The sequence below is a fragment of the Psychrobacter sp. PP-21 genome (assembly GCF_033790785.1).
In the GTDB taxonomy this organism is placed as follows: domain Bacteria; phylum Pseudomonadota; class Gammaproteobacteria; order Pseudomonadales; family Moraxellaceae; genus Psychrobacter.
Genome location: NZ_JAMYEB010000003.1, coordinates 170,440 through 193,881, shown reverse-complemented (window position 1 = coordinate 193,881; position 23,442 = coordinate 170,440). Strand labels below are relative to the sequence as shown.

Sequence of the window (23,442 nt, the reverse complement as noted above, 5' to 3'; positions counted from 1 at the left end):
TATTCAATAGTTAAAAACGGTTTATTCAGCAGTCTTTTGCAATAACGCATAATAAAAACCATCGCCACTCTCGCTATCAATTGGCAAGCACTGGCGACCAATCTCTTGGGCAATACCCCAATTGCAATCCTCGGTAAACTCAATCGCTACCGCATCGTTGTGATAGCTGATGAAGTCTTGCATTTGCAGCACATTTTCTTGCTTTAGAATAGAGCACGTAACATACAACAGATAACCGCCCGCTTTGAGCTGTGGCCATAGATTATGCAAAATATCAGCTTGCAGCAGGACAGTTTGTTCGATGTCTTCTTCGGTACGCAAAATACTGATATCAGGATGGCGGCGAATCACGCCCGTCGCGGTACAAGGAGAGTCCAATAATATCGCATCAAATACTGGCTCATTGGTCGCGGCCTTTTTATTTTTGCCATGCTGCCATCTGGTGGCATCAGCGCAGACAACGTTAAGGGCGATATTTTTCTCAGCTTGCTCTAAATCCTGCTGTTTTAGATTAAGACGCTGCAAATTATCATAAATGCGTTCGATGCGCGGAGCTTCATTATCGATAGCGGTTAGCTTTACTTTAGAAGCTAACGGTTTCGCTTCCTCATCGTCTTGTTTCACGTGAAACAATAATGAAGAATCGTTTGAGCTCAGCAGCTCTAACCAATGTGCAAGCTTACCACCGGGCGCGGCGCAGGCATCTAGAATATGTATCTCGTTATTGGTATTTTCCGTATCAGACTTTTCAGCGCTGAGCTTCGCCATTAACACTTTGTTGACAATAGGTGCCGCAAGCTGAGCATGCATGTCTTGCACGCTAGCAATGCCTTCAGCAAAATGAGGCAAAGCATTGACAGCGGTAGTCTGATGCAGTCTTAAGCCTTTGGTCGACAACGTCGTCGTTGTCGCTGCCTCTGATGAACCAGTCAATTGTAAACCACTGGTAAGCTCAACGATATCGGCATCAATTTCTGCACCACACAGCGACTGTTGATAATCCTCTACTGAAGTAACTGCCGAGTTGACTCGCAAAAACATTGGCGCCGCTTGGCGTAAGCCTTGGGTCAGCTCATCGTACTGCTCACTCCAATCTTGCTTAAGCTGATAGGCAAGCCAGTTGGGCAAGCTGTGTTTTTTATCGCACTTCTTACGGAATTTACTCGGATTCTTAGCAACTTTACGCAAGATAGCATTGATCAAACCTGTCGCATGCGCAAATTCAATCTCCTTTGCCGACTCTACTGTCTCGTGGATCGCAGCATGATCTGCCACTTCTAAATACAACAATTGTGCTAAACCCACCTGAATTGTGGTACGAACTTCGACCTCATCTATAGGGTTGTCAGCTAGCGTATCAAGCAATCGTGCCAGAGCATGCCATTGGCGTAGTGTTGTCAGCAATAGCGCATGAGCAAAGCCTTTGTCACCATCGTGCAAGCTGTTTAATAACGGATCAAGCACGCTTGAGAGCGACTGACCGTTTTGAATAGCCAGTAAAGTACGAATCACACGTACGCGTACGCTACCGTTCATAATCAGATTACTTGACGGTTTTAGCTTGTTGTTTCTAGGTGCATTGTTTCTAGAGCCAGTGCTGGTTTGTCTCATTGAGTTGTATTTCCTTGACGTCGTATCGATCGCGTCTTGTGCAAGTAAAAGGGAGTGTAGTGAAACTATTTTGATTCTACTGTGAATTTATCACCATCGTTTAACTGGTTGCCATGACAAAGTTGTTCCGCCGTCATCGGCTTACCACCAGCGAACTGTAACTTAGTTATGGCCAGTGTATTACTCAGCTGTATGTTATGAGCGGTATTATTGTTTGACGTCTCTACCTCTTTGCCGCAAGCGACCAAAACTGCTTTGCGCCCGACACTTACGACCGTACCTGCAGGCTTATCTGATGTTTGTGTGGTGTTAATGGGCAGTGCCGTCAGTATTTTGACGCGCTGGCCTTCTAAGAAAGTGTATGCGCCTGGCCACGGGGTCAATCCACGAATTTGACGCTCAATGGTAGCAGCTGGCTGTGTCCAGTCAATTTCACCTTCGGCTTTGACCAGCTTTTCCGCATAGTTTGCTTGACTATCATCTTGGGGAACGGCGTTCGCTTGATACTGTGACAAATCACCAAGCACCGTAGTGATCGCGGTCGCACCAAGAGTGGCCATCTTATCATGTAGGCTGGCAGCAGTATCATCCGGCGCGATATTGGCGCTAATCTTGTAAATCATATCACCCGTATCTAGTCCTTTGTCCATCTGCATAATGGTAATACCTGTCTCGTCATCGCCTGCCAAAAGTGCACGATGGATAGGAGCAGCACCGCGCCAGCGTGGTAATAATGAGGCATGAATGTTCAAACAGCCATGAGTAGGCGTGTCTAATACTCCAATAGGTAAAATCAAACCATAAGCAGCAACAATCATAAGATCTGGCTGATACGTACGCAGTATTTGACGAGCATCCACTCCTTCTGTGCTCGATTTCTTAAAAGTAACTGGCTGCTCTACCGTGATATTATTGGCTAATGCCACTTCTTTCACAGCAGATGCTGATAGTTTCTGACCACGTCCCGCTTTGCGATCAGGCTGAGTGTATACCGCAACAATATCTATATTGAGTGCTTCTTGCTGACGTATCAACGCCTCTAGACTCACCGCAGCAAACTCAGGCGTCCCTGCAAATACCACCCTTAATCGCTGGACAGATGGGTTATCATGGTTAAAAGACGAATCAGATGGAGCAGAAGTGGAAGCAGTGTTAGTCATAATCATGCATTATATAAAGTTAATTCGCTCATTATAGGTGAGTTTGCGACGTAGTGCCATGACCGTGCTAGTGACAAAACCTGTAGAACCTTTGATACTGTTTACCTTTATAATATAAAAACGATAAGTATTTTATTGATAAACATTCTATTTATCGTCTTTATGCGTAACATAAAACCGTATCAATCGTGACGTGCTACAAACAGCGCCCCATTATTCTGTTATAAATAATAGGTACAGGGATTCAGTATCAAGTCAGTGCCAAGTTTTTGAGAAGATTAATTATTAAAAAATTACTATGATTTCACTATATTTCTTTGTGTCGATATAGGGCCATGCTCTTATGCAACAGTTTCAGTCCTTACAGCGCTTATTGATTTTTTATGCATTGACTCTGTTAGTAATGCTACTGCTGTATTACGTCACAATGTTCGATGGGATAAGACAACATAGCGAACAACATAGCATAGATACTTTTTACTCATTACAGCACAGTATCATTGAGCATGCTGACCCTATTGATGAAGATATAGAAACTATTTTAGATCAACCTACCCTTCACCATGTCAGTTATCAGCTTATTTTAATGATGCCATCTGGGCAAACCTATATCTATCGTAGGACTCGTCCTAACGAATCAGCGTTTGCTAACGTAACATTCCCTGCTATCAGTACAACTGCCTCTGATAATAGTCAGCAGAGTGCGTATAGGGTTGGCAGTAGCGAGCTCACAGGAACTATAAACCTCAAAAGTGGCCATCAGGTCTATGTTATTTTGCGGCATGAGCCTTTTACGATTGACTGGACGTCTTATCGTTATTGGTTGCCTTTGATGGTCGCAATCATACTATTTTTTATGGCTATGCTTTACATGCTCAATCGTCGAACCAACTGGGAACAACTACTGGTTTATACCGACAACTTGAGCAGCCGGGCAAAAGAAGCCTACACACCGCCGCCCTTCTCACAAAAAAAATCTACCACTGAATTTTTGCTTTTAGGTAATGCGCTGAGCCGTGTCAGCTATCAGCTTCATAATGACTATCGACGCGTCAAAACACTAAAACATCGTTTGGAGCGCTTGGTTGATCAAGCACCGCTGCCCATGCTGATGAGTGTACGTCATGGTCAGATTAGCTTTTACAATCAACGCTTTGAGCAAATATTTTCGCCATCTGCCCAAAATAGTGGCAGGCATGAGCTTACTGATTTTTTTGTAGGTAAGGATGAATCGACCCAGCAACTATTACAGACTTTAGCCAACTTACGAGTTACACGCATTCTGACAGCTTACAGTATAGAAAATAAGCAAGCCTACCAGTTACATATCACACCGTGGTTTGGTGAACATGGACAGGTTCATGGTTTTACTGTCATTATAAATAATATCCATGAACTCATTAGCCAAAACGAACAATTGCAGCAGCAAAACACACAACTACAGCGCAAGCTTGATGAGTTTAATACGCTTAAATTTGCCATCGGTCACAAGCTACGCATACCGCTAGAGGCTATGATCGATACCCTTGAGCCAATCGACCCCAACACGTTAGATGCTAGGCAAAATAAAACGTTAGATATTTTGATTACCACCAGCCAAGATATGCTAACAGCGCTGAATGATACTCTACATATAGGAAATATCGAGGCAAGGAAGACTCGTCTCAGTGTTGAGCCTGTCGATGTATACAAACTGGGTCAAGAAGTTAACGACCTAATCTTAAATGATGCGCGGTACAAAGGGCTTGAGTTAATATACTTCTTTTCGCCAGACGCTCCACGCTCCATCGCTACTGACGATATTCGTCTCCGGCAGATCTTGCTTAACTTATTGCACAATGCGGTGAAATTTACCCCTTCTGGTCACGTCGCGCTGACTATCAACTCGATAACTCAGGAGCAAATGTCAGAGGTCAGTAGAGAGACGTTACGTCTTATTAGTAAAAACACAGTCACAAATGAAGTTGATTGCTGGATACAGGTTAGCGTGCAAGATACTGGTATCGGTATCACCTCTGCAAAACAGCAACAGCTATTGGCGTACTTCAATAAACCTCGCGGTCAGGATAATAACGAGATAGAGAAAAATGTAATCGACACAGGGCTTGGTCTAAAAAACGTCAATAGTTTTGCACGGTTATTAGGCGGATTTATTGAACTGACAAGTACGGTCAACGAAGGCAGCATATTTAACCTTTATCTACCTTGTAGACGCCCAAGTTATCAGCCGGTATATCATCATAGTCAGCATTTGAGTCAGATTTATCTTATTGCAGTTGTCCATCAACCACTTGTTGCAGCACACTTACAGCAACTGTGTGACCACCTGTCTATATCGACAACGATTTATACCTCTGTGGACCTAGCGACTATAGAGCAGCTGACAGACCGACTCAAACAGGATAAGCAAACCCTAGCACCTTTGCTGTTACTGGACTACGAGTACTATGATACCAGTACTATAGTAGTGGGCAGTAACTCTAGTTCTGATAGTCTGGACACCTATCCGCAGCAGTTGAAACAGGCACAAACTGAATCGGCAACAGCCATACTAAGCAATAGCCCTAAGATAGCCACTAGCATCGATAGACGACAAGCGCTAGACAGCCTACTCGCTAATACCATACTCCCTAAGATATTGTTCAGCATGAAACCTGAGCGCCGTATACCGTCTGTGCTGCTCGATCAATGTGATGGTTTCTTAGCAAAACCTCTAGACAGTGCGCTGTTACTATCTGAGCTGATGCGTCTGACGTTACCAGTCAGACAAACATTGACGCAGGTACAAAACGTCAAAGACAATGTCAGTCAGATAAATACCTCAGATAGCGCTGAACAAGAAATACAGCCGCTTGTTTTAGTGGTAGAAGACAGCCCAACCAATCAAAAGATAGCTTGCAAGATGCTGAGTAAGATTGGCTATCGCAGTATCGTGGCAGAGGATGGACAGCAAGCGCTGAATGTACTGCAAACCCAACGTGAAGAGATTTCGCTGATCTTAATGGACTGCCGTATGCCTGTCATGGATGGGCTAGAAGCCACCCAAGTAATCCGTGCACAAGGGGACAACATACCTATCGTGGCATTAACTGCAAACAACACAGAAGAGGATCGCGAGGCCTGTATGCAAGTCGGTATGGATGAGTTTTTAGCTAAGCCAATCAGTAAGAAAGAGCTAGAAACTGTTTTGCAGAGCTTTATACCCTAAGGAATAAATAAAAAACACTCTTACAATATCACTAAATTACAGCAATATTGTAAGAGTGAGTTATTTGATAAAGAGACTGAGATGGTGGCAGATTAAGGACTTAAACGTTATTTCATAAAACCATTATCTGCCAAAAAACCTTCCGTAATTTGGCTTTGAGGGTTTGACGTATTCATGCCACTAGGTTGCGACTTATTTAATAAACGCTCTAAATAACGTGCAACGATATCCACTTCGATATTAACCTTGTTACCAACCAACCAATGCTTAGCGATATTGGTCACTTGAGCCGTATGCGGAATAATGTTCAAACAAACGATGTTGTCACGTACAAGATTGGTAGTAAGGCTAATACCATCTACTGTAATAGACCCTTTAGTCGCTGTATAGTGCGCCAGCTCTTGTGGTATTTCAATTTCAATATAGATAGAACGCGCATCTTGTTGCAGCTTACTAACAACACCCACCCCATCTACGTGACCAGCAACGATATGACCACCAAAACGAGTCGTTGGCAGCATTGCTTTCTCTAGGTTAACTATATGGCCTGCTTTCAACTCTTCTAACGCTGTACGAGCAATAGTTTCACGTGAGACATCGACAGCATAGTAGTTGCTACCGAACTCTACCACAGTCAAGCAAATACCATTTGATGCAATAGAATCGCCTAACTTTACATCACCAAAATCCAAATCATCAGACTCTACGGTCAAGCGTATATCGCCGCCTGTGGGCTGCATGGATTTGACTTTACCAACGCTTTCTATAATTCCAGTAAACATATTACCCTCATCTCATTATTGTATTGTCTTTAGCAGCGATATTTCGTGGTATACCAAACCATCAGTATTGTTTAATCAGATCTATGTGTATGGTGAGTTATATACTCAATGTAGACGTTCATAAGATAGATTGTGGATAAGTAATATTAAATCAACGGTCATTCACCAAAAAAAATTGATAATTATAGAGTTATCCACAACTCTTATAAATTCATTTTTTAGCATAAACAGTAAAAGTGTTTATCATAAGTTACTGATTTACAATATATTAATTTTTTCTCAACATAAAAATTCGTATTTTACGTTTCATGTGAAACAGAGTTATACACAGTTTCATGTGAAACCCAATATATTCTAGCTTACTTATCCACATATAATGCACACAATGGGAAACTTATAAAGCGCAAGACGGAAAGTAGGCAGTTTACAAAGGTAACAAGGTTAACTTGAGGTCAGAACCGAGTTGCTCGTGGCTCTGAATATCAAAGCGTAACTGCTGTGCCAGTGAAATAGGGTTAAAGTTAACCATCGGCCTTGCTTGATCACCGAGTAGACAAGGGGCTTGATAGACAATTAATTCGTCTACAAGCTGTTGACTCAAAAAACTACCGGCAACGCTAGCACCCGCCTCCACTAAGATGTCATAACATTGATACTTACTTACTAGCTCCGCGAGTAACCCTGTAAGATTATCTGTATGCCAATAAATTGTGTCTGTATGGCGACACAATTGATAATCAGACTGCAGGCTGTGTGCTAAACGCTGACGCCTATCAAGTACAATTACTTTAGGTCTTGGTATCTCATCAGCTGATACGCCTAACTGTGTTGAGCGTACATTAAGTTTTGGATCGTCCATTATTACTGTTTCACTACCTGTGATAATCGCGCCACTTATTGCTCTTAGTTTTTGCACATCTTCGCGAGCAGCAGCTGAGGTAATCCATTTAGATTCACCAGAAGCCATAGCTGTACGACCATCTAAACTGGTTGCTATCTTTAGTCTGACGTAAGGCATCTGTGTACGCATGGCTTTCAAAAACCCACGATTCAACGTCTCTGCCTGCTCTGTTAGCACACCAATTTTCACGTCAATACCTGCTTGCTCCAGCAGCTTTACACCACGGCCTGCGACCTGCGGGTTCGGATCTAGACCTGCGATTACAACGCGCTGCACACTGGCTGCAACCAGTGCAAGCGCGCATGGTGGCGTACGACCTGTATGACTACATGGTTCTAATGTCACATAAGCAGTTGCACCTACTGCGCGCGCGCCTGCTTCTTTGAGCGCAAATATCTCAGCGTGTGGCTCACCAGCTTTGGGATGAAACCCTTGACCAACTATTTCTTCTTTTTGGACAATCACACAGCCGACCGCTGGGTTGGGTCTGGTGGTATATAAACCGCGTTTGGCTTGTTCGATAGCAAGCATCATGAAGTAGCGATCTTGCATATCTTGAGCGTGGTTTTCGGTTGGCATAGCAGTAGACTTAATGAATGATTAATAGTAATTAAGGAACAATGAGTGATTAGGAAACTATGTGCCGATAAGCTGCGAGCTTATTTATCATTTGGGCGGATATTGGCAATTTCTTGATGGAACGCATCAATATCTTGGAAGTCGCGGTAAACACTAGCAAAGCGTACATAAGCAACATCGTCCAATGATTTTAGCTCACTCATGATAATTTCGCCCAATACCTTACTGCTGATTTCACGCTCACCCATCTGTCTGACACGTTTTTCGATGCGACTGATCATCGCTTCTTGCTCGTCGATAGTGATCGGGCGCTTTTGCAACGGCAGTAAAATAGAACGGCGCAGCTTTTCGTTGTCATAAGGCTCAATTTTATTGCTTGATTTGATAATTCTGGGCATAACGACTTCTACCATCTCAAAAGTCGTAAAACGCTCTTGGCAGCTATTACATGAACGGCGGCGACGTACTTGTGCACCTTCTGCAGCGAGACGTGAGTCAATAACCTTTGTCTCTGATGCATTACAATACGGGCAGTGCATAGCATTTCCTTGTTTTACGATTGAGAATAAGATCGATGTTCCATAAGTAGCTAATACAAGTAATTCATAGAAGCTATTGCTGGGTCATTACTTGCCGATACAAAAGCTACCAAATATCTTACCCAGTAGGTCATCAGCGCTAAACTCACCTGTAATCTCACCCAAGCTCTGCTGGGCTTGACGCAAGCTTTCAGCCACCAATTCACCTGCTTGAAATACGGTTAGTTGCTCATGTGCCTCTGCTAAAAAGTTAGCAGTTCGTCTAAGGGCATCTATATGTCTTGTACGAGCGATTAGACTATTTTCTGGTGGGTGAAAACCTACCTTTGCGCATAGTGCTTCGACTAGACTATCAATACCAATGCCTGTTTCACATGAAACATTGACTTGTTCGTAGCCTCTGTCTCTTATTTCAGCTTGTGTCATAGAAGCAGATTCTTCACTGCTATAATCATTCAATAAGTCGCTTTTATTGGCAATGATTAGTAAGCGTTTGGCTTCTGGTAGCTCACCAAACAACTGCTCGGCGAGTTGCAATGGTGTGCTCGCCTCTTCGACATCGCGAGTCACATCGTAGACCATCAACAGCATATCAGCTTGAGTGATCGCTGTACGGGCACGTTCAATACCAATACGCTCTACGGTATCCTCTGTGTCACGTAGACCTGCCGTATCGGTAAGATGTAGGGTCAAGCCATTGAGTACCACTGTCTCTTGTAGCGTATCACGTGTGGTACCCGCGACATCTGTAACGATAGCACGTTCCTGTCCCGCTAAACGATTGAGCAAGCTTGATTTACCCGCATTTGGTCTACCTGCTAAAACAACGTGAATGCCATCACGCAAGAGCTGCCCTTGTTTTGCAGTTGATAAGACTTGCTGTATTTTATCTTGCGTTTGCTCAAGCTTGCTTTGTATCACACCATCAGATAAAAAATCGACATCCTCTTCATCAGGGAAGTCAATCGCCGCTTCAACATGCAAGCGCAAATGGATCAGCTGTTCTAATAACTGATTGATTTTTTGTGAAAATTCACCGCTCAAAGAACGAATCGCACTACTGGCTGCAGCAGCACTGGTTGCATCAATCGCATCGGCAATCGCTTCTGCCTGTACCAAATCTAACTTATCATTATCAAAAGCGCGGTAAGAAAACTCTCCGGCACTCGCTTGTTTAGCACCTAATTCGAACACGCGCGCGAGCAATTGATTTTGCAAAATAACGCCGCCATGCCCTTGCAGCTCAATCACGTCCTCACCCGTGAACGAATGCGGACCTTTAAAATACAGTACCAACCCTTCATCGATCACCGTACCATCCGCCTGATAAAAACGGCAAAAACTGGCCATACGCGGTGTAAATGCAGATTTGCCAGTGAGGGCGCAGGCCATGGCATAGGCACGGCTACCTGATAAACGTATAACGCCCACACCCCCACGTCCAAGCGGCGTTGCAATTGCAGCAATCGTGGCGAGTCCTGCTGTATTAGATTTTTCAGAAGAATTAGGTGTGGCTAGGGCCATCTCTAAGGAATCCACAATTACTCTCAATAACTTAAAACCCTATTATAGACGCCTCAACTCATACTGACAAAACAAACTTTGAAAGGTAGTCCTTTCTTTACTGTGTTGATAAGTTGTGGATAACTAACCTACCATCTATAAAAAAACCACCGCTTGCGCGATGGTCTTTATTATTGGGTATTTAATAGTGTATCAGTTAATCAACTACTTTTACCGTACGGCGCTTTTGCTCTTCTTCAACCTTTCTATTAACAATATATTGCTGAGTCATACTAAACAAGTTATTCACTGTCCAATATAGAACCAGACCTGCTGGGAAGAACAACATGAACGCTGTAAAGATAATCGGTAAGAACTTCATAACTTTTGCTTGCATTGGGTCAGCTGGCTGAGGGTTCAGCTGCTGCTGTACAAACATTGAAGCGCCCATTAGCAATGGTAAAATAAACCATGGGTCCATTGCTGAAAGATCTTGAATCCACAAAACCCAAGGGGCATGACGCAATTCGACACTCTCTACCAACACCCAATATAGCGCTAAGAAAATTGGCATCTGCATCAAAATAGGCAAACAACCCGCCATTGGATTGACTTTCTCCTCTTTGTATATCGCCATCATTTCTTGCGACATTTTCATGCGATCATCGCCGTGCTCTTCTTTGAGCACCTTAAGTCTTGGAGCGATAGCGCGCATTTTTGCCATAGAGTAGTAGCTCTTATTAGAGAACCACATTAGAGCAATTTTGACCAAGATAGTCAGTATAATAATCGACCAACCCCAGTTTCCTACTACTTTATGCACACCATCCAAGATAGCGAATAGGACCTTAGATATCGGCCATAATAAACCGTAATCAACTGTCTGATTAAGACCTTCCGCCACATCTTTGAGCTCAGACTGTACTTTTGGACCTGAATATAGCGTCGCATTCAAAGTCACTTGCTTGTTCGGTGCTACATTTACTGGCTGACTATTAAAGCCAATAAAGTAATCATCGCCAGTTTCACGACTAAAGAACTTACCCGTAAAGTTTTGAGGCGTCCATGCAGAAACGAAATAATGCTGGACAATGCCGACCCAACCTTTATCACTGGTCGTAGTCAACTCGCCATCACTAAAGTCACCAAATTTCAGCTTGTTATAAGGATCGTCTGGTGTACCCCAAGCACCGCCTAAATAGGTCGCCATGCTCAGCGCGCCTTTATCAGACATGCCAGGATCTTTACTATCGTCACGCTTTAGCTGCGCAAACATTTGGCCTTGCCAAGCGTTGGTAGAAGCGTTTTGAATTTTGTAACTGATATCGATTGGATATTTGTTTTCGGTAAAGGTAAAGGTCTTAGTAACTGTTACACCATCTTTTTTGTACGTAAGCGGTACTGACAGTGTTTGTTGACCATTTTCCATGACATAGTTATTAGCAGTGTGCGTATATATCGCTCGACCTTCTGCTGTATCGATACCATTTTGACCAATCAGACCAGACTGAGCGACATATACACGGTTGCTATTATTTTCTAGCAATACGAAAGGCTTATCGCTATCGAGCGTTGCGTCATACTGCTTGAGTGCAGCATAGACAATATCACCACCTTCTGGGTTGATTTTAATATCATAGCGATCGGTCGTTACTGTGATTAAGCCTGTATCTTTCGCAGGCGCAGCTGTCACAGCTCCGTTATCGACAGGTACTGTCTGTACCGGAATATCACCTGCTGCACCAGTGGTAGAGGGAATGTCAGCACCTACTGAACTTGTAGTTTCTGGCACCGCATCGACAGCTGGCGCATCGGCATAATCATCTCGCCATGCCAAAATCAGCAGATAAGCGGTAATTAACATCGCAATGATGATCATCACCCGAAATATCTTTTGCATAAACCTTTCCTAGATTAAAAAATTAGGGAATGAAAAATTAGGGCATGTGTCATGACTGTACATCACAGGTGCTGGCTAACATGACAACTGCATTGATAGTCATTTACATAAAATGTGCATCATTTTACTAAAAATCTACTCTAAATGATACCAAGAGTGTGGATAACTTGTGGGTAACTCATTAGTTATCCACATTCAAGTTTTGACACCCTATTTTCTACATTAGTTTCATCAAATGGTTGAGACGTGAAACGTAGCTCTGACTGTCTCGGTAAACGCTCCATCCTTGAACACTATTAACTGATATGACAGTAGAGGATAAGTAATGATAGTGATAAGAGGATAGAGGAAGGGGTACAAAATCAATGCCATGTCCACCAAGTGGATGGCACTTACTAAGGCGTTTCAAAAGCAACCAACTACCTGCACGTGTTCCATGCCAAGCTAAAGCTTGTTTGCCATAGCTTGAGCAAGTTGGGTAATAACGACAGCGAGCAGGTAGTATGGGGCTAATTATTTTTTGATAAATAACAATTAAATTAAATAAGATTTTATAAATTATTTTATTTAATATATTTAATGAAAAATTCATTTTATTTTTTTTCTATTTTTTTAAAAATATTACTTATTTGATTTTTTATTTCTTCAGAATTTACATCTTTCAAAGATTTTTTTACAATAAAAACAATATCCTTGTTTTCTATTTTAAAAGCCTTTGTCCGAAACTGTTCACGTATATGTCGTTTGATCAAATTTCGAGCCACCGCAGTAGGGACTTTACGCTTAGTGATCGCCATGCCAATACGTGGTTTTCCGTACGCACTGGGCTTCACAAAAGCCATAAGGTGGGTCTGATGTAGTTTACGCTCAGGTGCGTCAAATACTTCACGGAAAGCTGCAGGCGTAAGCAGACGCTGCTCTTTAGTGAAACTGGCTGCATGTATAGCTGAAACAGATTTTGGCATGATATAACCTAGTATAAGAGCGAATGACGTGTGACAGATAATAGCAAACTATAGAAACAAAAAAAGCGCCGATGCGGGCGCTTTTAATATGTGGCTAAGTGTTAGTTGTGATGACTGCCTATAGCAATCCATAAACAATAAGAACACAACAAGCACTATTAGCCATGCTTATCGCAATCTAATGATTACACAGTAAGACGATGACGTCCTTTAGCACGGCGACGGGCTAAGACTTGACGGCCTTTTTTAGTTGCCATACGAGCACGGAAACCGTGAGTACGTTTACGCTTGATCACGCTTGGTTGGAATGTACGTTTCATAACTCACCTATCAAAATAATGGACTAAATTCATAATAACGGAAGATTATACCATTCAGCATAGTATTAGTCAATAAACTAGTTTTGCTAACTGTTAACTAGTCAATCTCTACTATCAAGTTAATAGTAATTCTCCAATGAATTCGTCATTTAATATCAGCTAATTTGGATCTTTGTTTACTTGTACATTTTGAAGTTATCCACAGCTTTGCTTGAACTCTATAATAATAATTAATTAATATATATAAGTATTGTTGTTATTGGGAGCTTATTTTTCTGTGGTTAACTTGTATTTCTTCTTTACTATCAAAATACTAGGCTATGGGTAAACCTGTGGATAACCTGTGGGCTAAATATGGATAACTCTCTATTTAAACTTATCCACAAAACTGTCCACAGTCTTATCCCCAAAAAACAAGGTTTTATCCACAGGGTATCTGTGTTAGATTAGCGCCTACCTCAAAATCGCTTTCACATACTGTGCTAGTCTGGTTTTTGAGGTAAACAAAAATTAGTGATATTGATAACTAAGCAACGAGCTAAACGGCTAAAAGTAGCTATTATTTCAAATTATAGGGTCAGTACTTTTCATGATAGACACAGCAAATATTTGGGATAGATGTCTGAACGATTTGCGTTATAACGTCAAAGATAACGTATTCACGATGTGGCTGAGACCTTTGTCAGCTTATCAAGAAGCACAAACGCTTATCATTCTTGCTCCTAATGACTACTTTGTAACGTATATCAAAAAAAATCACTTGCAGGATATTCAGCAATTGGTAGCTAAGCACAGTCAAGGAGGTATTGAAGAAGTTGTCGTACGTGTTGATAATGCTGGTCGTGACGTAGAAAGTAGTAACCAAGATCAATCAGGCTCGTTGTTTGTAAAAGATAACCCCTCCCCTACCCCATCTGAGCACAAATTTGAATCTATTCATCATAATAATTCAAAAGCAGATATAGACGCTAATATGCGTCATTCAGAATTGATAGATTCCGTCGACGCCAAGTCACTAAGTTATCTTAATCCTGATTTTACTTTTGAGACGTTTGTCACTGGTAAGTCTAATAACCTAGCTTACAAGGCCTGCTATGAGCTTGGTAAGAAACAATCAAAAAATCGACACAATCCTTTATTTATATATGGTCCTTCTGGATTAGGAAAAACACATTTAATGCATTCTGTAGCGCATCGCTATTTAAAAAATAATCAAAGTTTTTATTATTTCACTTCTGAAAAATTTATAAACCAATTGGTTTATTCATTGAGAAACAATAAAATAGAAGATTTTAAAAAGAAAATAAAAAAAGTAGATTTATTGATTGTAGATGATATTCATGTATTGGCTGGAAAGACAAAAAGTAGTAATGAATTTTTGACATTATTTGCTGATTTCACCAGTGGTGATAAGCAGTTGATCTTGGCCTCTGATCGTCATCCCTCACAAATGACAGAGTTTGATGAACGTTTTAGATCACGTTTTTCTTGGGGACTAACAGTTGCTGTTGACCCTCCCGAGATTGATACTCGTGTGCAAATTCTGCAGAAAAAAGCAGCCTCCTATGGCATGGCACTACCTAAAGAATGTGCTCTGTTTATTGCTCAGAATGTCGTATCCAATGTCAGACGTTTAGAAGGCGCCTTAAATCAGGTATTTGCAAATGCTAACTTAACAGGCGCACAAATTACGCTTGAAATGGTGCAATACGCACTAAAAGATATCGTTGCAATGCGTGTGCAAGCCGTCAACATGGATAATATCCGTAAAATAGTCGCCGAATACTACGATGTAACTGTCAAAGATATTATGGGACGTAAACGTACACGTAGTATTGCAAGACCTCGCCAAATAGCGATGGCCCTATCACGTGAACTAACAGGTGATAGCTTCCCTGAAATCGGTCAATCATTTGGTGGACGTGACCACACCACAGTGATGCACGCCTGTGATAAGGTAAATGAGTTAAGAGCAGCAGATCCTTCATTTGACAAAGACTACAAGACATTGGCTTTAATGCTACAAGCAGGTTAGACGCTGCAAATATCATTGTGTTTTAGCAGATGAAGATGGTCTATAATAGTGAAGATATAAGCGTACAGATGCTTTGTGGATTATCGTTAGTAGACAAGGTATTATTAGACCATTACGTCAGGTCATCACAAAAGAATCATTCAAATAAGAGTAACTAAGCATGCAATTATCGATCAATCGAGAATCGTTACTAAAAGCTATCAATTTGATCGCCAAAGCCGCTGATAAACGACACAATATGGTGATATTGGGTAATATTAAGCTTCAGTTATCAGAGTCTGAGCTTGTCTTGACAGCCTCAGATTTAGAGGTGGAGCTGACATCGACATTGAAATTGCCTGCTGGTGCTTGTATTGAAGCGGGTAACACCACTTTGCCTGCGACAAAGTTAAAAGATATTTGTAAATCGTTACCTGCACAGGCACAAATCAATCTAGCCACGCAAGCAAATGAGCGTTGCTTGCTCACCAGTGGTAAGAGTCGTTTTACACTAGGCACATTGCCAAGTGAAGACTACCCAAGCTTGGGTAATCCTGAAAATATCACACCATTGAACATCAGCCGCAGCCGTCTAACAGACTTGATCCACAAGACTCAGTTTGCAATGGCGATCCAAGATGTACGCTACTATCTAACTGGTATGCTGTTTGATGTTTCACAGCAGCAATTGACGACAGTAGCAACTGATGGGCATAGATTGGCTCTAGCACGTAGCGTTATTGATGTGAATGCTGATCTAAATATGCAGGCTATCTTACCACGTAAGGCAGTAATCGAGCTTGAGCGTTTGGCGACTGAGCTGGGTAAAATGCTGGGTGATCAAGACAATGCGGTTACCTTGAGTTTTGGTCGTGAGTTTCTGCAAGTAAGCTTACCATTCGGTGATGTAGATAGTGCAGGGCAAGTGAGCCAAAATCTAATGGTAACCTTTACTGCTCGTCTGATTGATGGAAAATTTCCTGATTATCGCCGTGTCATGCCAAGTAATACCGATAAACTTGCGTTATTTAGTCAAGAGAAGATGACTGATGTATTACGCCGCGTTGCTATTTTGAGTAACGAGAAGTCTCGCGGTGTGGTCTTTAATTTTGCCAGTGATGGTATGGTAGAAGTACGTGCTAATAATGCTGAGCAAGACGAAGCCGTTGAGATGATACAAGCAAAATATCAAGGTGAGCCAATGGAGTTGTCATTTAATGTCGCTTATCTGCAAGACGTGCTAGGGGTGATACAAGGTGATTTGCAGATGCATATGAGTCAGTCAAATGCCTCTGTACTAGTAAATCAGCTCAATGATGAGTTCCATCAATACGTTATTATGCCGATGCGTATATAGTTTGATTTTTTACGATCTATACAGCATTTAACCACGTTAGTATTTTCAGAAATCTATGTGAATGAATTGAATTTAAATAAACTTTTGCCTAGTTTGGTGTCTAGAAATAATAGGCGGCTATCGATAATATGATTGAACGTCTACAAATATCAAATCTGAGAAACCTTACTCAAGTCAATTTACAGCCAACCGTTTGTAATGTCATGATTGGTGCAAACGGTAGTGGAAAAACTTCTTTACTCGAAGCTATATTTTTACTATCAAGAGGTAAAAGCTTTCGCCATCACCAGCCTAAACGCTATATTCAGCATTATCAAGATAATACCGTCGTATACGCCAAACTCAATGACAGCCGTACATTGGCTATTCAAAAGCAGGCAGACGCCACAACTATTCTACGTCTCGATCAAACCACTGTCTATAACCAAAGCATATTAACAGAGCAGCTGCCCACGCTACTGATAGATCCTTCTACGATGGACATGTTAGAGCAGGGTAGTGCCAGTCGTCGACAGCTGTTAGATTGGCTAGTGTTTCACATGAAACATGGGTTTCATGCGCAGTGGGTAGCCTATCAACGTCTTCTAAAACAGCGCAATAGTTTGCTAAAGAGCACACGTCAGTTGACTACAGTTCAGTTGGCTGAACTCAAATCGTGGGATAAAGGACTAAGCAATCATGCTGCATTGATCCATCATTATCGTGAACGTGTCTTTACAGAGTGGCAGCCTTACTTTGCTGAAAGTGTCCTCAAACTACTGCCAACCTACGCTGAACAATTGACTCTAACGTATCAAGCTGGCTACGATACTAGTATTGCGCTGGACATACAACTTAACGAGCGATTGGAGCAGGACTTACAACTAGGGTATACCCGTATAGGCAATCATCGCTCTGATGTTCATGTGCATTGGCGCTCTGATAGCGACACAGGCAAGCATGCTGAAAGTCTCAAAACGGCATCATCATATCATGAGATGAGTGCTAAATTGCCAGCTCTAAAAGAGCAAGCAGCCAACGTCTTGTCTCGTGGTGAGAAAAAACTGCTTATTACCGCACTGCGTTTGTCTCAATTACCACTGCTACTCAACAGTACTGACAACAACACTTCAATTGATACTGGTTCGGCATTAGGATTTACTCCTGTTGTATTGTTAGATGATATCACTGCAGAGCTAGATGGCAGAGCGATAAAGATTCTTTTATCAGCCTTGGCTAAGCTGCCTTGTCAGGTTTTTATGACCAGTTTGACGGATGATATTGTTCCTTTAGTTAATGAGTTATGGGCAGAGCCTAAACTGTTTCACGTGAAACGTGGGCAGATATTTCCTGTTGATTAGTCTCTTATCTATCCTTGCCTATGACTTTTTCTAGTCTATTCTCAATTCTTTTATGTGATATCTACTTACCGTCATAGGGCAGATTATGGCGCAGATAATCTATCGGGTCAAAACACTAACTCTCTAGCAGTAAAACTCCCAGTAAACAGTGACTTAGAGACAAAAAAATGCTAAAATAGCACTTTATTTTTGTCCTGTTCTCAGCAAGTTATTTGATTGCATCATGCAGTTAGCTTTTATCGTTTCTTGATTTTTAACATATTGATATATATACGTTTTATTTTTTATATGGCTTTTATTGTGTCTAAAACAACAAAGGTCATCGTTAATAAATAGTTCGATAATTTCAATATTGTGCGCCCCTCCAAATGATCATGGTTGATAGTATATTCACCATCTATGTGCACTCAAGGTTTTGACGATAAAAGTTAATTTTAAAATGCCATCATAAAGCTTAGCCGTATAGGCGAGCTGGTAAAGAAACAGCTGATAATGGCTAGATTAAGGAATGTACATGAGTGATTCATTACCTATTGACCACGAACAACTGACGTCAGATAGTGCTACCGAAACGATGGCCCCTGTGGTAGCGCCAGAAGGGTTGCCTTCTGATTATAGCTCTAAAGATATCCGTGTACTGCGCGGGTTAGAAGCGGTACGCGTGCGCCCTGGTATGTATATCGGCGACACTGACGATGGCACAGGCTTGCATCACATGGTCTTTGAGGTCGTGGATAACTCTATCGATGAAGCACTGGCCGGCCACTGTGATCAAATTGATATCATTATCCATGAAGATGAGTCTGTCAGCGTGATGGACAACGGTCGCGGCGTACCCGTTGATATTCATCCAGAAGAAGGGGTATCAGCGGCACAGGTCATCATGACGGTCCTGCATGCAGGCGGTAAGTTCGATGATAATAGCTATAAAGTATCGGGTGGCCTGCACGGGGTTGGGGTATCGGTCGTTAATGCGTTGTCCAAAAAGCTTGAGATGAATATCTGGCGTGAAGGCTATCACTACCATCAGACTTATACTGATGGAGTGCCTAACGCTGATATTCAGCAAATGGAAGCAACGGATCAAACGGGTACACAAATCCGCTTTTATCCAAGTAGTGAGGTGTTTACTGGTACGATTTTTGAGTATGATATTTTGGCAAAGCGCCTACGCGAGCTATCATTCTTGAACTCTGGTGTGCGTATCGTTCTGACCGATGAGCGCATTGACAAGCGTCACGAGTTTGAGCACAAAGGCGGCTTGTTAGAGTTTGTCAGCTATATTAACGCAGGCAAAGATGGTATTAACGAAGTATTCCATTTTACCAGTCAACAAGACGATGGTATCAGTGTCGAAGTTGCACTGCAGTGGACGGATACTTATAACGAAAAAGTATTGTGCTTTACTAACAACATTCCGCAAAAAGATGGTGGTACGCATCTATCAGGTTTCCGCTCAGCGCTCACACGTGGTTTGAACAGCTATATGGATCGCGAAAACTTGTTTAAGAAAGAGAAGGTTGCGGCGACTGGTGATGATGCTCGTGAAGGGTTGACGGCCATTGTCTCGGTGAAAGTGCCAGATCCTAAGTTTTCAAGTCAGACTAAAGATAAGCTGGTATCGAGTGAAGTGAAGTCTGCTGTCGAATCAGCGATGCATGATAAGTTCAATGATTATCTACTAGAGAACCCAAGCGCGGGTAAGGCCATTGCCAATAAAATTATGGAAGCAGCACGTGCGCGTGATGCGGCTCGTAAAGCGCGTGAAATGACCCGTCGTAAAACGACTTTAGATATTGCAGGTCTGCCTGGTAAGTTGGCTGATTGCCAAGAAAAAGATCCTGTACTATCAGAGCTGTACATTGTGGAGGGTGACTCTGCAGGTGGTTCAGCTAAGCAAGGTCGTAGCCGTAAAACCCAAGCAATCTTGCCATTAAAAGGTAAGATTCTAAACGTCGAACGTGCACGTTTTGACAAGATGCTATCTTCTGCTGAAGTGGGTAATCTGATTACTGCACTAGGCTGCGGTATTGGTCCTGATGAGTACAATCCGGACAAAGTGCGCTATCACAAAATCATCATCATGACCGATGCCGATGTGGATGGCTCACACATTCGTACGCTGCTACTGACGTTCTTCTTCCGTCAAACGCCTGAGCTGATCGAGCGAGGTTATGTATATATCGCTCAGCCACCGCTATATAAAGTTAAGAAAGGTCGCCAAGAGCTATATCTAAAAGATGATGAAGCGCTAAAAGCGTATCTATTGTCGTCAACGATTGATAATACTAAGCTTCATATCAGTGCTGATGCACCTGCGATTACTGGTCAAGCGCTTGAGACATTGCTGAATGATTATAACCAAACGCAGCTTATCAAAGCGCGTTTGCAGATTCGTTTTCCAGCGGTGATTTTGGACGCGTTGACCCACACGCCAAAGCTCAGCACTGATATGACTTATGATAAGTCTGCAATGCAGGACTGGAAAGCAGCGATGCAGACGAAGCTCGATCATTTCGGTAGCGATTTAAACCCTGAGATTGAATTGGTCAATATTCATGCGCCTCAGCCAGAAAATATGGACGCAGCAGCAGCCGATTTACTAGGTATGGCACCAGTACTAGGCGCTGAAGAAGGTGAAGTATCAGATAGTGAGGCGTTGTCTACTAAGGCTCAGTGGCTACCACGCGTCACGGTATATGTGCACCAGTTGGCGCATCATTATCTACTAGATGCCAGCTTTATCAACTCAGGTGAGTACAGCAAGCTGTTACGCTTATCGAGTGAATGGAATACCCTGCTTGAGGACGATGCTTTTATTCGCCGCGAGAGTAACAGTGGTAGTAAAGACATGCCGATACGCGACTTTGATTACCTCTGGCAGCAGATGATGCTTGATGCACGTCGTGGTCTATCGGTTCAGCGTTATAAAGGTCTGGGCGAGATGAATGCCGACCAGCTATGGGATACGACTATGGATCCTGAAAATCGCCGAATGCTACGCGTCACTATCGAAGATGCGATTGCCGCTGATCATATGTTCACTTGCCTAATGGGTGATCATGTCGAACCGCGCCGTATCTTTATCGAAGAAAATGCGCTAACCGTTTCAAATTTAGACATCTAAGTTTAAGTTTGATTGGTAACAAAATAAAAAATACCGCTTCGATAGTCGAAGCGGTATTTTTGTTTCACGTGAAACTTAAATTAACTAACGTATCTATCGACTACTCTTCATCAGTATTAAAGCGCCACGCCAGTACACGAGTGCTCTTTTGACCTTGGCTCATCTCAATGATACGCATCTGCGCGACATCCAGCTGCTTTAATAGTAGCTGCAAAGGTTTCACGTTTTCAGATTTTGATACCAACGTTGTGAACCAACCGACATGCTCTGCAAAACTTTGGCTTTCTTTTGCCATCTTGGTTAAGAAAGCAATTTCACCACCTTCGCTCCAGAGCTCTTTGTGCTGTCCACCGAAGTTTAGGTTTTGCGCCGCGTTACCTGACTTGGTTGAATGACGGCTGATCTGCTCGCTTTCATTTTTACCACGATGGCGCTGCAAGTTGTGTTGCTTGCGGCTGTTGGCTTCCATTGCTTCTTCTAATGACGCGTGAAATGGAGGGTTACAAACCACCACATCGAAATAATCTTGACGACCGATGATGTTCTTAAAGATAAACTTAGGCTCAGGTTGCAGCTTTACTTTGACTGCACTTTTTAGCTTGGGATTGGCGTCACAAATGAGGGCGGCAGTATTGACCGAAATCGGATCAATATCGCTTGCCGTAAAGCGCCAGCCATAGCTTTGGCTACCAACGATCGGATAGATCGCACTGGCACCCGTACCAATATCAAGGGCATGAATCTCTTTACCCGTTGGCGGTGTGTTGTCGGCATTGACGTGCGTGGTTTGCGCGAGTAAATCCGCAATATAGTGGATATAATCGGCACGTCCAGGGATAGGCGGACATAAATAGCCGTCTGGAATATCCCAAAACTTAACACCGTAATAATTTGCCAGTAGTGCTTTATTCAGAACGCGAACCGCTTGATGATCCGAGAAGTTAATCGTCGGCTCGCCTTTGGGGTTGGTGATGGTGTGCTCAGCAAGTTCAGGCAACGCGCGTGTTAATACGGCAAAGTCGTAGCGACCTTGGTGCGGGTTGCGCGGATGCAGCTGACCAAGTTTTTTGGCGGTCGCAGGCGATCGGTTTCTATGTTTGCTATTGGCAGGATTACGGGTCATGGGCTTACTTGTCATAATGTCAGGCTACGATATATGGATATAAGTCATCAGTGTAGCAGATTTCACCGCTCACAAATGAGTTATCGATGACGCAAAATCAGGTTGAGTCCTAATACAATCATCGCGGACCCCAATACACGGTCGATCCAATGCTCAAAACGCTGAAAGCGGCGGTGAATCGCAGGAATAGAGAGTAGCATCACCACGGTGCTAAACCATGCCATCTGTAAGACCATCATCCAGACGCCATAAATCGCCAATTGCCAAAATGGGATGTCTGGGGATAGCACAAGGGTAAAGATAGCCACAAAATACACAGGCGCTTTTGGATTAAAGACATTACAAAAAAACCCACGGCGCAATGTGGCAACGGCAGACTCAGCATTTAAAGATTCAGTATTTACAGATTTTATATGCGTAGGTGCGTTTTGCTTCGCTTGTAAGTGATCAATAAGAGCGTTCTCTTGCGTTACCGATGTTGCTAGTTCTGCTGGCTTTTTTGGTTTTGCCTGAATACCTTGCCACCCTAGATAGATCAAATAGCCACCACCCAACCATTTGATCGCGGTCAATAGTGGCTGCGAGTGAGCAATGACTGTTGCTAGTCCCAGCACCGAATAGATAATATGCACCGACAGCCCTAAGGTAATCCCCAAACTACAAATCAAACCAGTACGGCGACCCTTAGCTAACGTCTGCTGTGAAACCAAGACAAAATCAGGACCTGGTGAGGCAGCTGCTAGTAAATGAACGCTCGTGATAAGCAAAAACCCATGCCAAAATTCCATAAAATACTCTGTACGCTACCTGAATCTGAATCATAGTTGCACTTATCGCAAATGAGGTCAACTTTTATCGATTATGCTTCATACAAGTCATCTCTACTGCTTGTGTTATGGCAGCATGATGTCTATATTAAAAGTCAGATTAAAGATAGAACTATCGACAATCGCTATCAATAAGCAATCGAGATTGAGCGATGTGAGCGATATGATCACTTAGTACAAAGAATT

Annotated in this window: 17 protein-coding genes; 5 read left to right on the top strand and 12 right to left on the bottom strand. The window is 42.5% G+C overall.

From position 1 onward, the window contains the following. Positions 1–21: 21 nt before the first annotated feature. Positions 22–1,611 carry a transcription antitermination factor NusB gene (locus tag NJD71_RS04905; RefSeq protein ID WP_319050821.1) on the bottom strand — a complete coding sequence of 530 codons (1,590 nt, stop codon included), beginning with the start codon at positions 1,609–1,611 and terminating at the stop codon, positions 22–24. Between the two features lie 65 nt (positions 1,612–1,676). Continuing rightward, positions 1,677–2,771, bottom strand: a complete 1,095-nt coding sequence (fmt, locus tag NJD71_RS04900; protein ID WP_319050820.1) for a methionyl-tRNA formyltransferase — start codon at positions 2,769–2,771, stop codon at positions 1,677–1,679. Positions 2,772–3,114: 343 nt separating this feature from the next. On the opposite strand from fmt, the gene NJD71_RS04895 reads away from it, so the two are divergent. After that, positions 3,115–5,979, top strand: coding sequence for a response regulator (locus NJD71_RS04895; RefSeq protein WP_319050819.1), 2,865 nt, complete (start codon positions 3,115–3,117; stop codon positions 5,977–5,979). 107 nt (positions 5,980–6,086) lie between these two features. Here the strand turns inward: NJD71_RS04895 and NJD71_RS04890 are convergent, their stop codons facing one another. From NJD71_RS04890 to rpmH, 8 genes are all read right to left on the bottom strand, one after another. Next, positions 6,087–6,761 carry a riboflavin synthase gene (locus NJD71_RS04890; protein WP_319050818.1) on the bottom strand — a complete coding sequence of 225 codons (675 nt, stop codon included), beginning with the start codon at positions 6,759–6,761 and terminating at the stop codon, positions 6,087–6,089. Positions 6,762–7,185: 424 nt separating this feature from the next. After that, a complete protein-coding gene (gene ribD, locus NJD71_RS04885) occupies positions 7,186–8,241 on the bottom strand; it encodes a bifunctional diaminohydroxyphosphoribosylaminopyrimidine deaminase/5-amino-6-(5-phosphoribosylamino)uracil reductase RibD (protein ID WP_319050817.1) in 1,056 nt (351 codons plus the stop codon). Between the two features lie 80 nt (positions 8,242–8,321). Further along, entirely contained in the window at positions 8,322–8,780 is a 459-nt protein-coding gene (gene nrdR, locus NJD71_RS04880; RefSeq protein ID WP_319050816.1) for a transcriptional regulator NrdR, read from the bottom strand. An 87-nt stretch (positions 8,781–8,867) separates the two neighbouring features. After that, entirely contained in the window at positions 8,868–10,304 is a 1,437-nt protein-coding gene (mnmE, locus tag NJD71_RS04875) for a tRNA uridine-5-carboxymethylaminomethyl(34) synthesis GTPase MnmE (protein WP_319050815.1), read from the bottom strand. Positions 10,305–10,500: 196 nt separating this feature from the next. Then, on the bottom strand, positions 10,501–12,183 hold the full coding sequence (yidC, locus tag NJD71_RS04870) for a membrane protein insertase YidC (protein ID WP_319050814.1): 1,683 nt from the start codon (positions 12,181–12,183) through the stop codon (positions 10,501–10,503). Between the two features lie 217 nt (positions 12,184–12,400). Then, the gene (gene yidD / locus NJD71_RS04865; RefSeq protein ID WP_319050813.1) at positions 12,401–12,775 is read right to left on the bottom strand and encodes a membrane protein insertion efficiency factor YidD; all 375 of its coding nucleotides are present in this window, start codon (positions 12,773–12,775) and stop codon (positions 12,401–12,403) included. A 1-nt stretch (position 12,776) separates the two neighbouring features. Further along, the gene (gene rnpA, locus NJD71_RS04860; RefSeq protein WP_319050812.1) at positions 12,777–13,148 is read right to left on the bottom strand and encodes a ribonuclease P protein component; all 372 of its coding nucleotides are present in this window, start codon (positions 13,146–13,148) and stop codon (positions 12,777–12,779) included. Between the two features lie 185 nt (positions 13,149–13,333). Then, complete coding sequence (gene rpmH, locus NJD71_RS04855) at positions 13,334–13,468, bottom strand: 50S ribosomal protein L34 (RefSeq protein ID WP_007394757.1); 135 nt, start codon at positions 13,466–13,468, stop codon at positions 13,334–13,336. Between the two features lie 589 nt (positions 13,469–14,057). On the opposite strand from rpmH, the gene dnaA reads away from it, so the two are divergent. The 4 genes from dnaA to gyrB all read left to right on the top strand — a co-directional run bounded on the left by dnaA (position 14,058) and on the right by gyrB (position 21,306). Beyond that, positions 14,058–15,503: a chromosomal replication initiator protein DnaA gene (dnaA, locus tag NJD71_RS04850; RefSeq protein ID WP_319050811.1), complete on the top strand. Its 1,446-nt coding sequence runs from the start codon at positions 14,058–14,060 to the stop codon at positions 15,501–15,503. 160 nt (positions 15,504–15,663) lie between these two features. Continuing rightward, a complete protein-coding gene (dnaN, locus tag NJD71_RS04845; protein WP_319050810.1) occupies positions 15,664–16,839 on the top strand; it encodes a DNA polymerase III subunit beta in 1,176 nt (391 codons plus the stop codon). A gap of 128 nt (positions 16,840–16,967) precedes the next feature. Further along, entirely contained in the window at positions 16,968–18,179 is a 1,212-nt protein-coding gene (recF, locus tag NJD71_RS04840) for a DNA replication/repair protein RecF (protein ID WP_319050809.1), read from the top strand. Positions 18,180–18,753: 574 nt separating this feature from the next. Further along, positions 18,754–21,306 (top strand): DNA topoisomerase (ATP-hydrolyzing) subunit B, encoded by a 2,553-nt coding sequence (gene gyrB, locus NJD71_RS04835; protein WP_319050874.1) that lies wholly within the window; start codon positions 18,754–18,756, stop codon positions 21,304–21,306. Between the two features lie 100 nt (positions 21,307–21,406). On the opposite strand, the gene rlmF is transcribed toward gyrB, so the two are convergent. After that, the gene (gene rlmF / locus NJD71_RS04830) at positions 21,407–22,444 is read right to left on the bottom strand and encodes a 23S rRNA (adenine(1618)-N(6))-methyltransferase RlmF (RefSeq protein WP_319050808.1); all 1,038 of its coding nucleotides are present in this window, start codon (positions 22,442–22,444) and stop codon (positions 21,407–21,409) included. Positions 22,445–22,509: 65 nt separating this feature from the next. Then, positions 22,510–23,217 carry a LysE family translocator gene (locus tag NJD71_RS04825; RefSeq protein ID WP_319050807.1) on the bottom strand — a complete coding sequence of 236 codons (708 nt, stop codon included), beginning with the start codon at positions 23,215–23,217 and terminating at the stop codon, positions 22,510–22,512. Positions 23,218–23,442 lie beyond the last annotated feature (225 nt).

Bases quoted from the DNA above. Each gene is read 5' to 3' on its own strand.
- NJD71_RS04905 (WP_319050821.1), bottom strand. From the start codon at position 1,611: ATGAGACAAACCAGCACTGGCTCTAGAAACAATGCACCTAGAAACAAC.
- fmt (WP_319050820.1), bottom strand. From the start codon at position 2,771: ATGACTAACACTGCTTCCACTTCTGCTCCATCTGATTCGTCTTTTAAC.
- NJD71_RS04895 (WP_319050819.1), top strand. From the start codon at position 3,115: ATGCAACAGTTTCAGTCCTTACAGCGCTTATTGATTTTTTATGCATTG.
- NJD71_RS04890 (WP_319050818.1), bottom strand. From the start codon at position 6,761: ATGTTTACTGGAATTATAGAAAGCGTTGGTAAAGTCAAATCCATGCAG.
- ribD (WP_319050817.1), bottom strand. From the start codon at position 8,241: ATGCCAACCGAAAACCACGCTCAAGATATGCAAGATCGCTACTTCATG.
- nrdR (WP_319050816.1), bottom strand. From the start codon at position 8,780: ATGCACTGCCCGTATTGTAATGCATCAGAGACAAAGGTTATTGACTCA.
- mnmE (WP_319050815.1), bottom strand. From the start codon at position 10,304: ATGGCCCTAGCCACACCTAATTCTTCTGAAAAATCTAATACAGCAGGA.
- yidC (WP_319050814.1), bottom strand. From the start codon at position 12,183: ATGCAAAAGATATTTCGGGTGATGATCATCATTGCGATGTTAATTACC.
- yidD (WP_319050813.1), bottom strand. From the start codon at position 12,775: ATGAATTTTTCATTAAATATATTAAATAAAATAATTTATAAAATCTTA.
- rnpA (WP_319050812.1), bottom strand. From the start codon at position 13,148: ATGCCAAAATCTGTTTCAGCTATACATGCAGCCAGTTTCACTAAAGAG.
- rpmH (WP_007394757.1), bottom strand. From the start codon at position 13,468: ATGAAACGTACATTCCAACCAAGCGTGATCAAGCGTAAACGTACTCAC.
- dnaA (WP_319050811.1), top strand. From the start codon at position 14,058: ATGATAGACACAGCAAATATTTGGGATAGATGTCTGAACGATTTGCGT.
- dnaN (WP_319050810.1), top strand. From the start codon at position 15,664: ATGCAATTATCGATCAATCGAGAATCGTTACTAAAAGCTATCAATTTG.
- recF (WP_319050809.1), top strand. From the start codon at position 16,968: ATGATTGAACGTCTACAAATATCAAATCTGAGAAACCTTACTCAAGTC.
- gyrB (WP_319050874.1), top strand. From the start codon at position 18,754: ATGGCCCCTGTGGTAGCGCCAGAAGGGTTGCCTTCTGATTATAGCTCT.
- rlmF (WP_319050808.1), bottom strand. From the start codon at position 22,444: ATGACAAGTAAGCCCATGACCCGTAATCCTGCCAATAGCAAACATAGA.
- NJD71_RS04825 (WP_319050807.1), bottom strand. From the start codon at position 23,217: ATGGAATTTTGGCATGGGTTTTTGCTTATCACGAGCGTTCATTTACTA.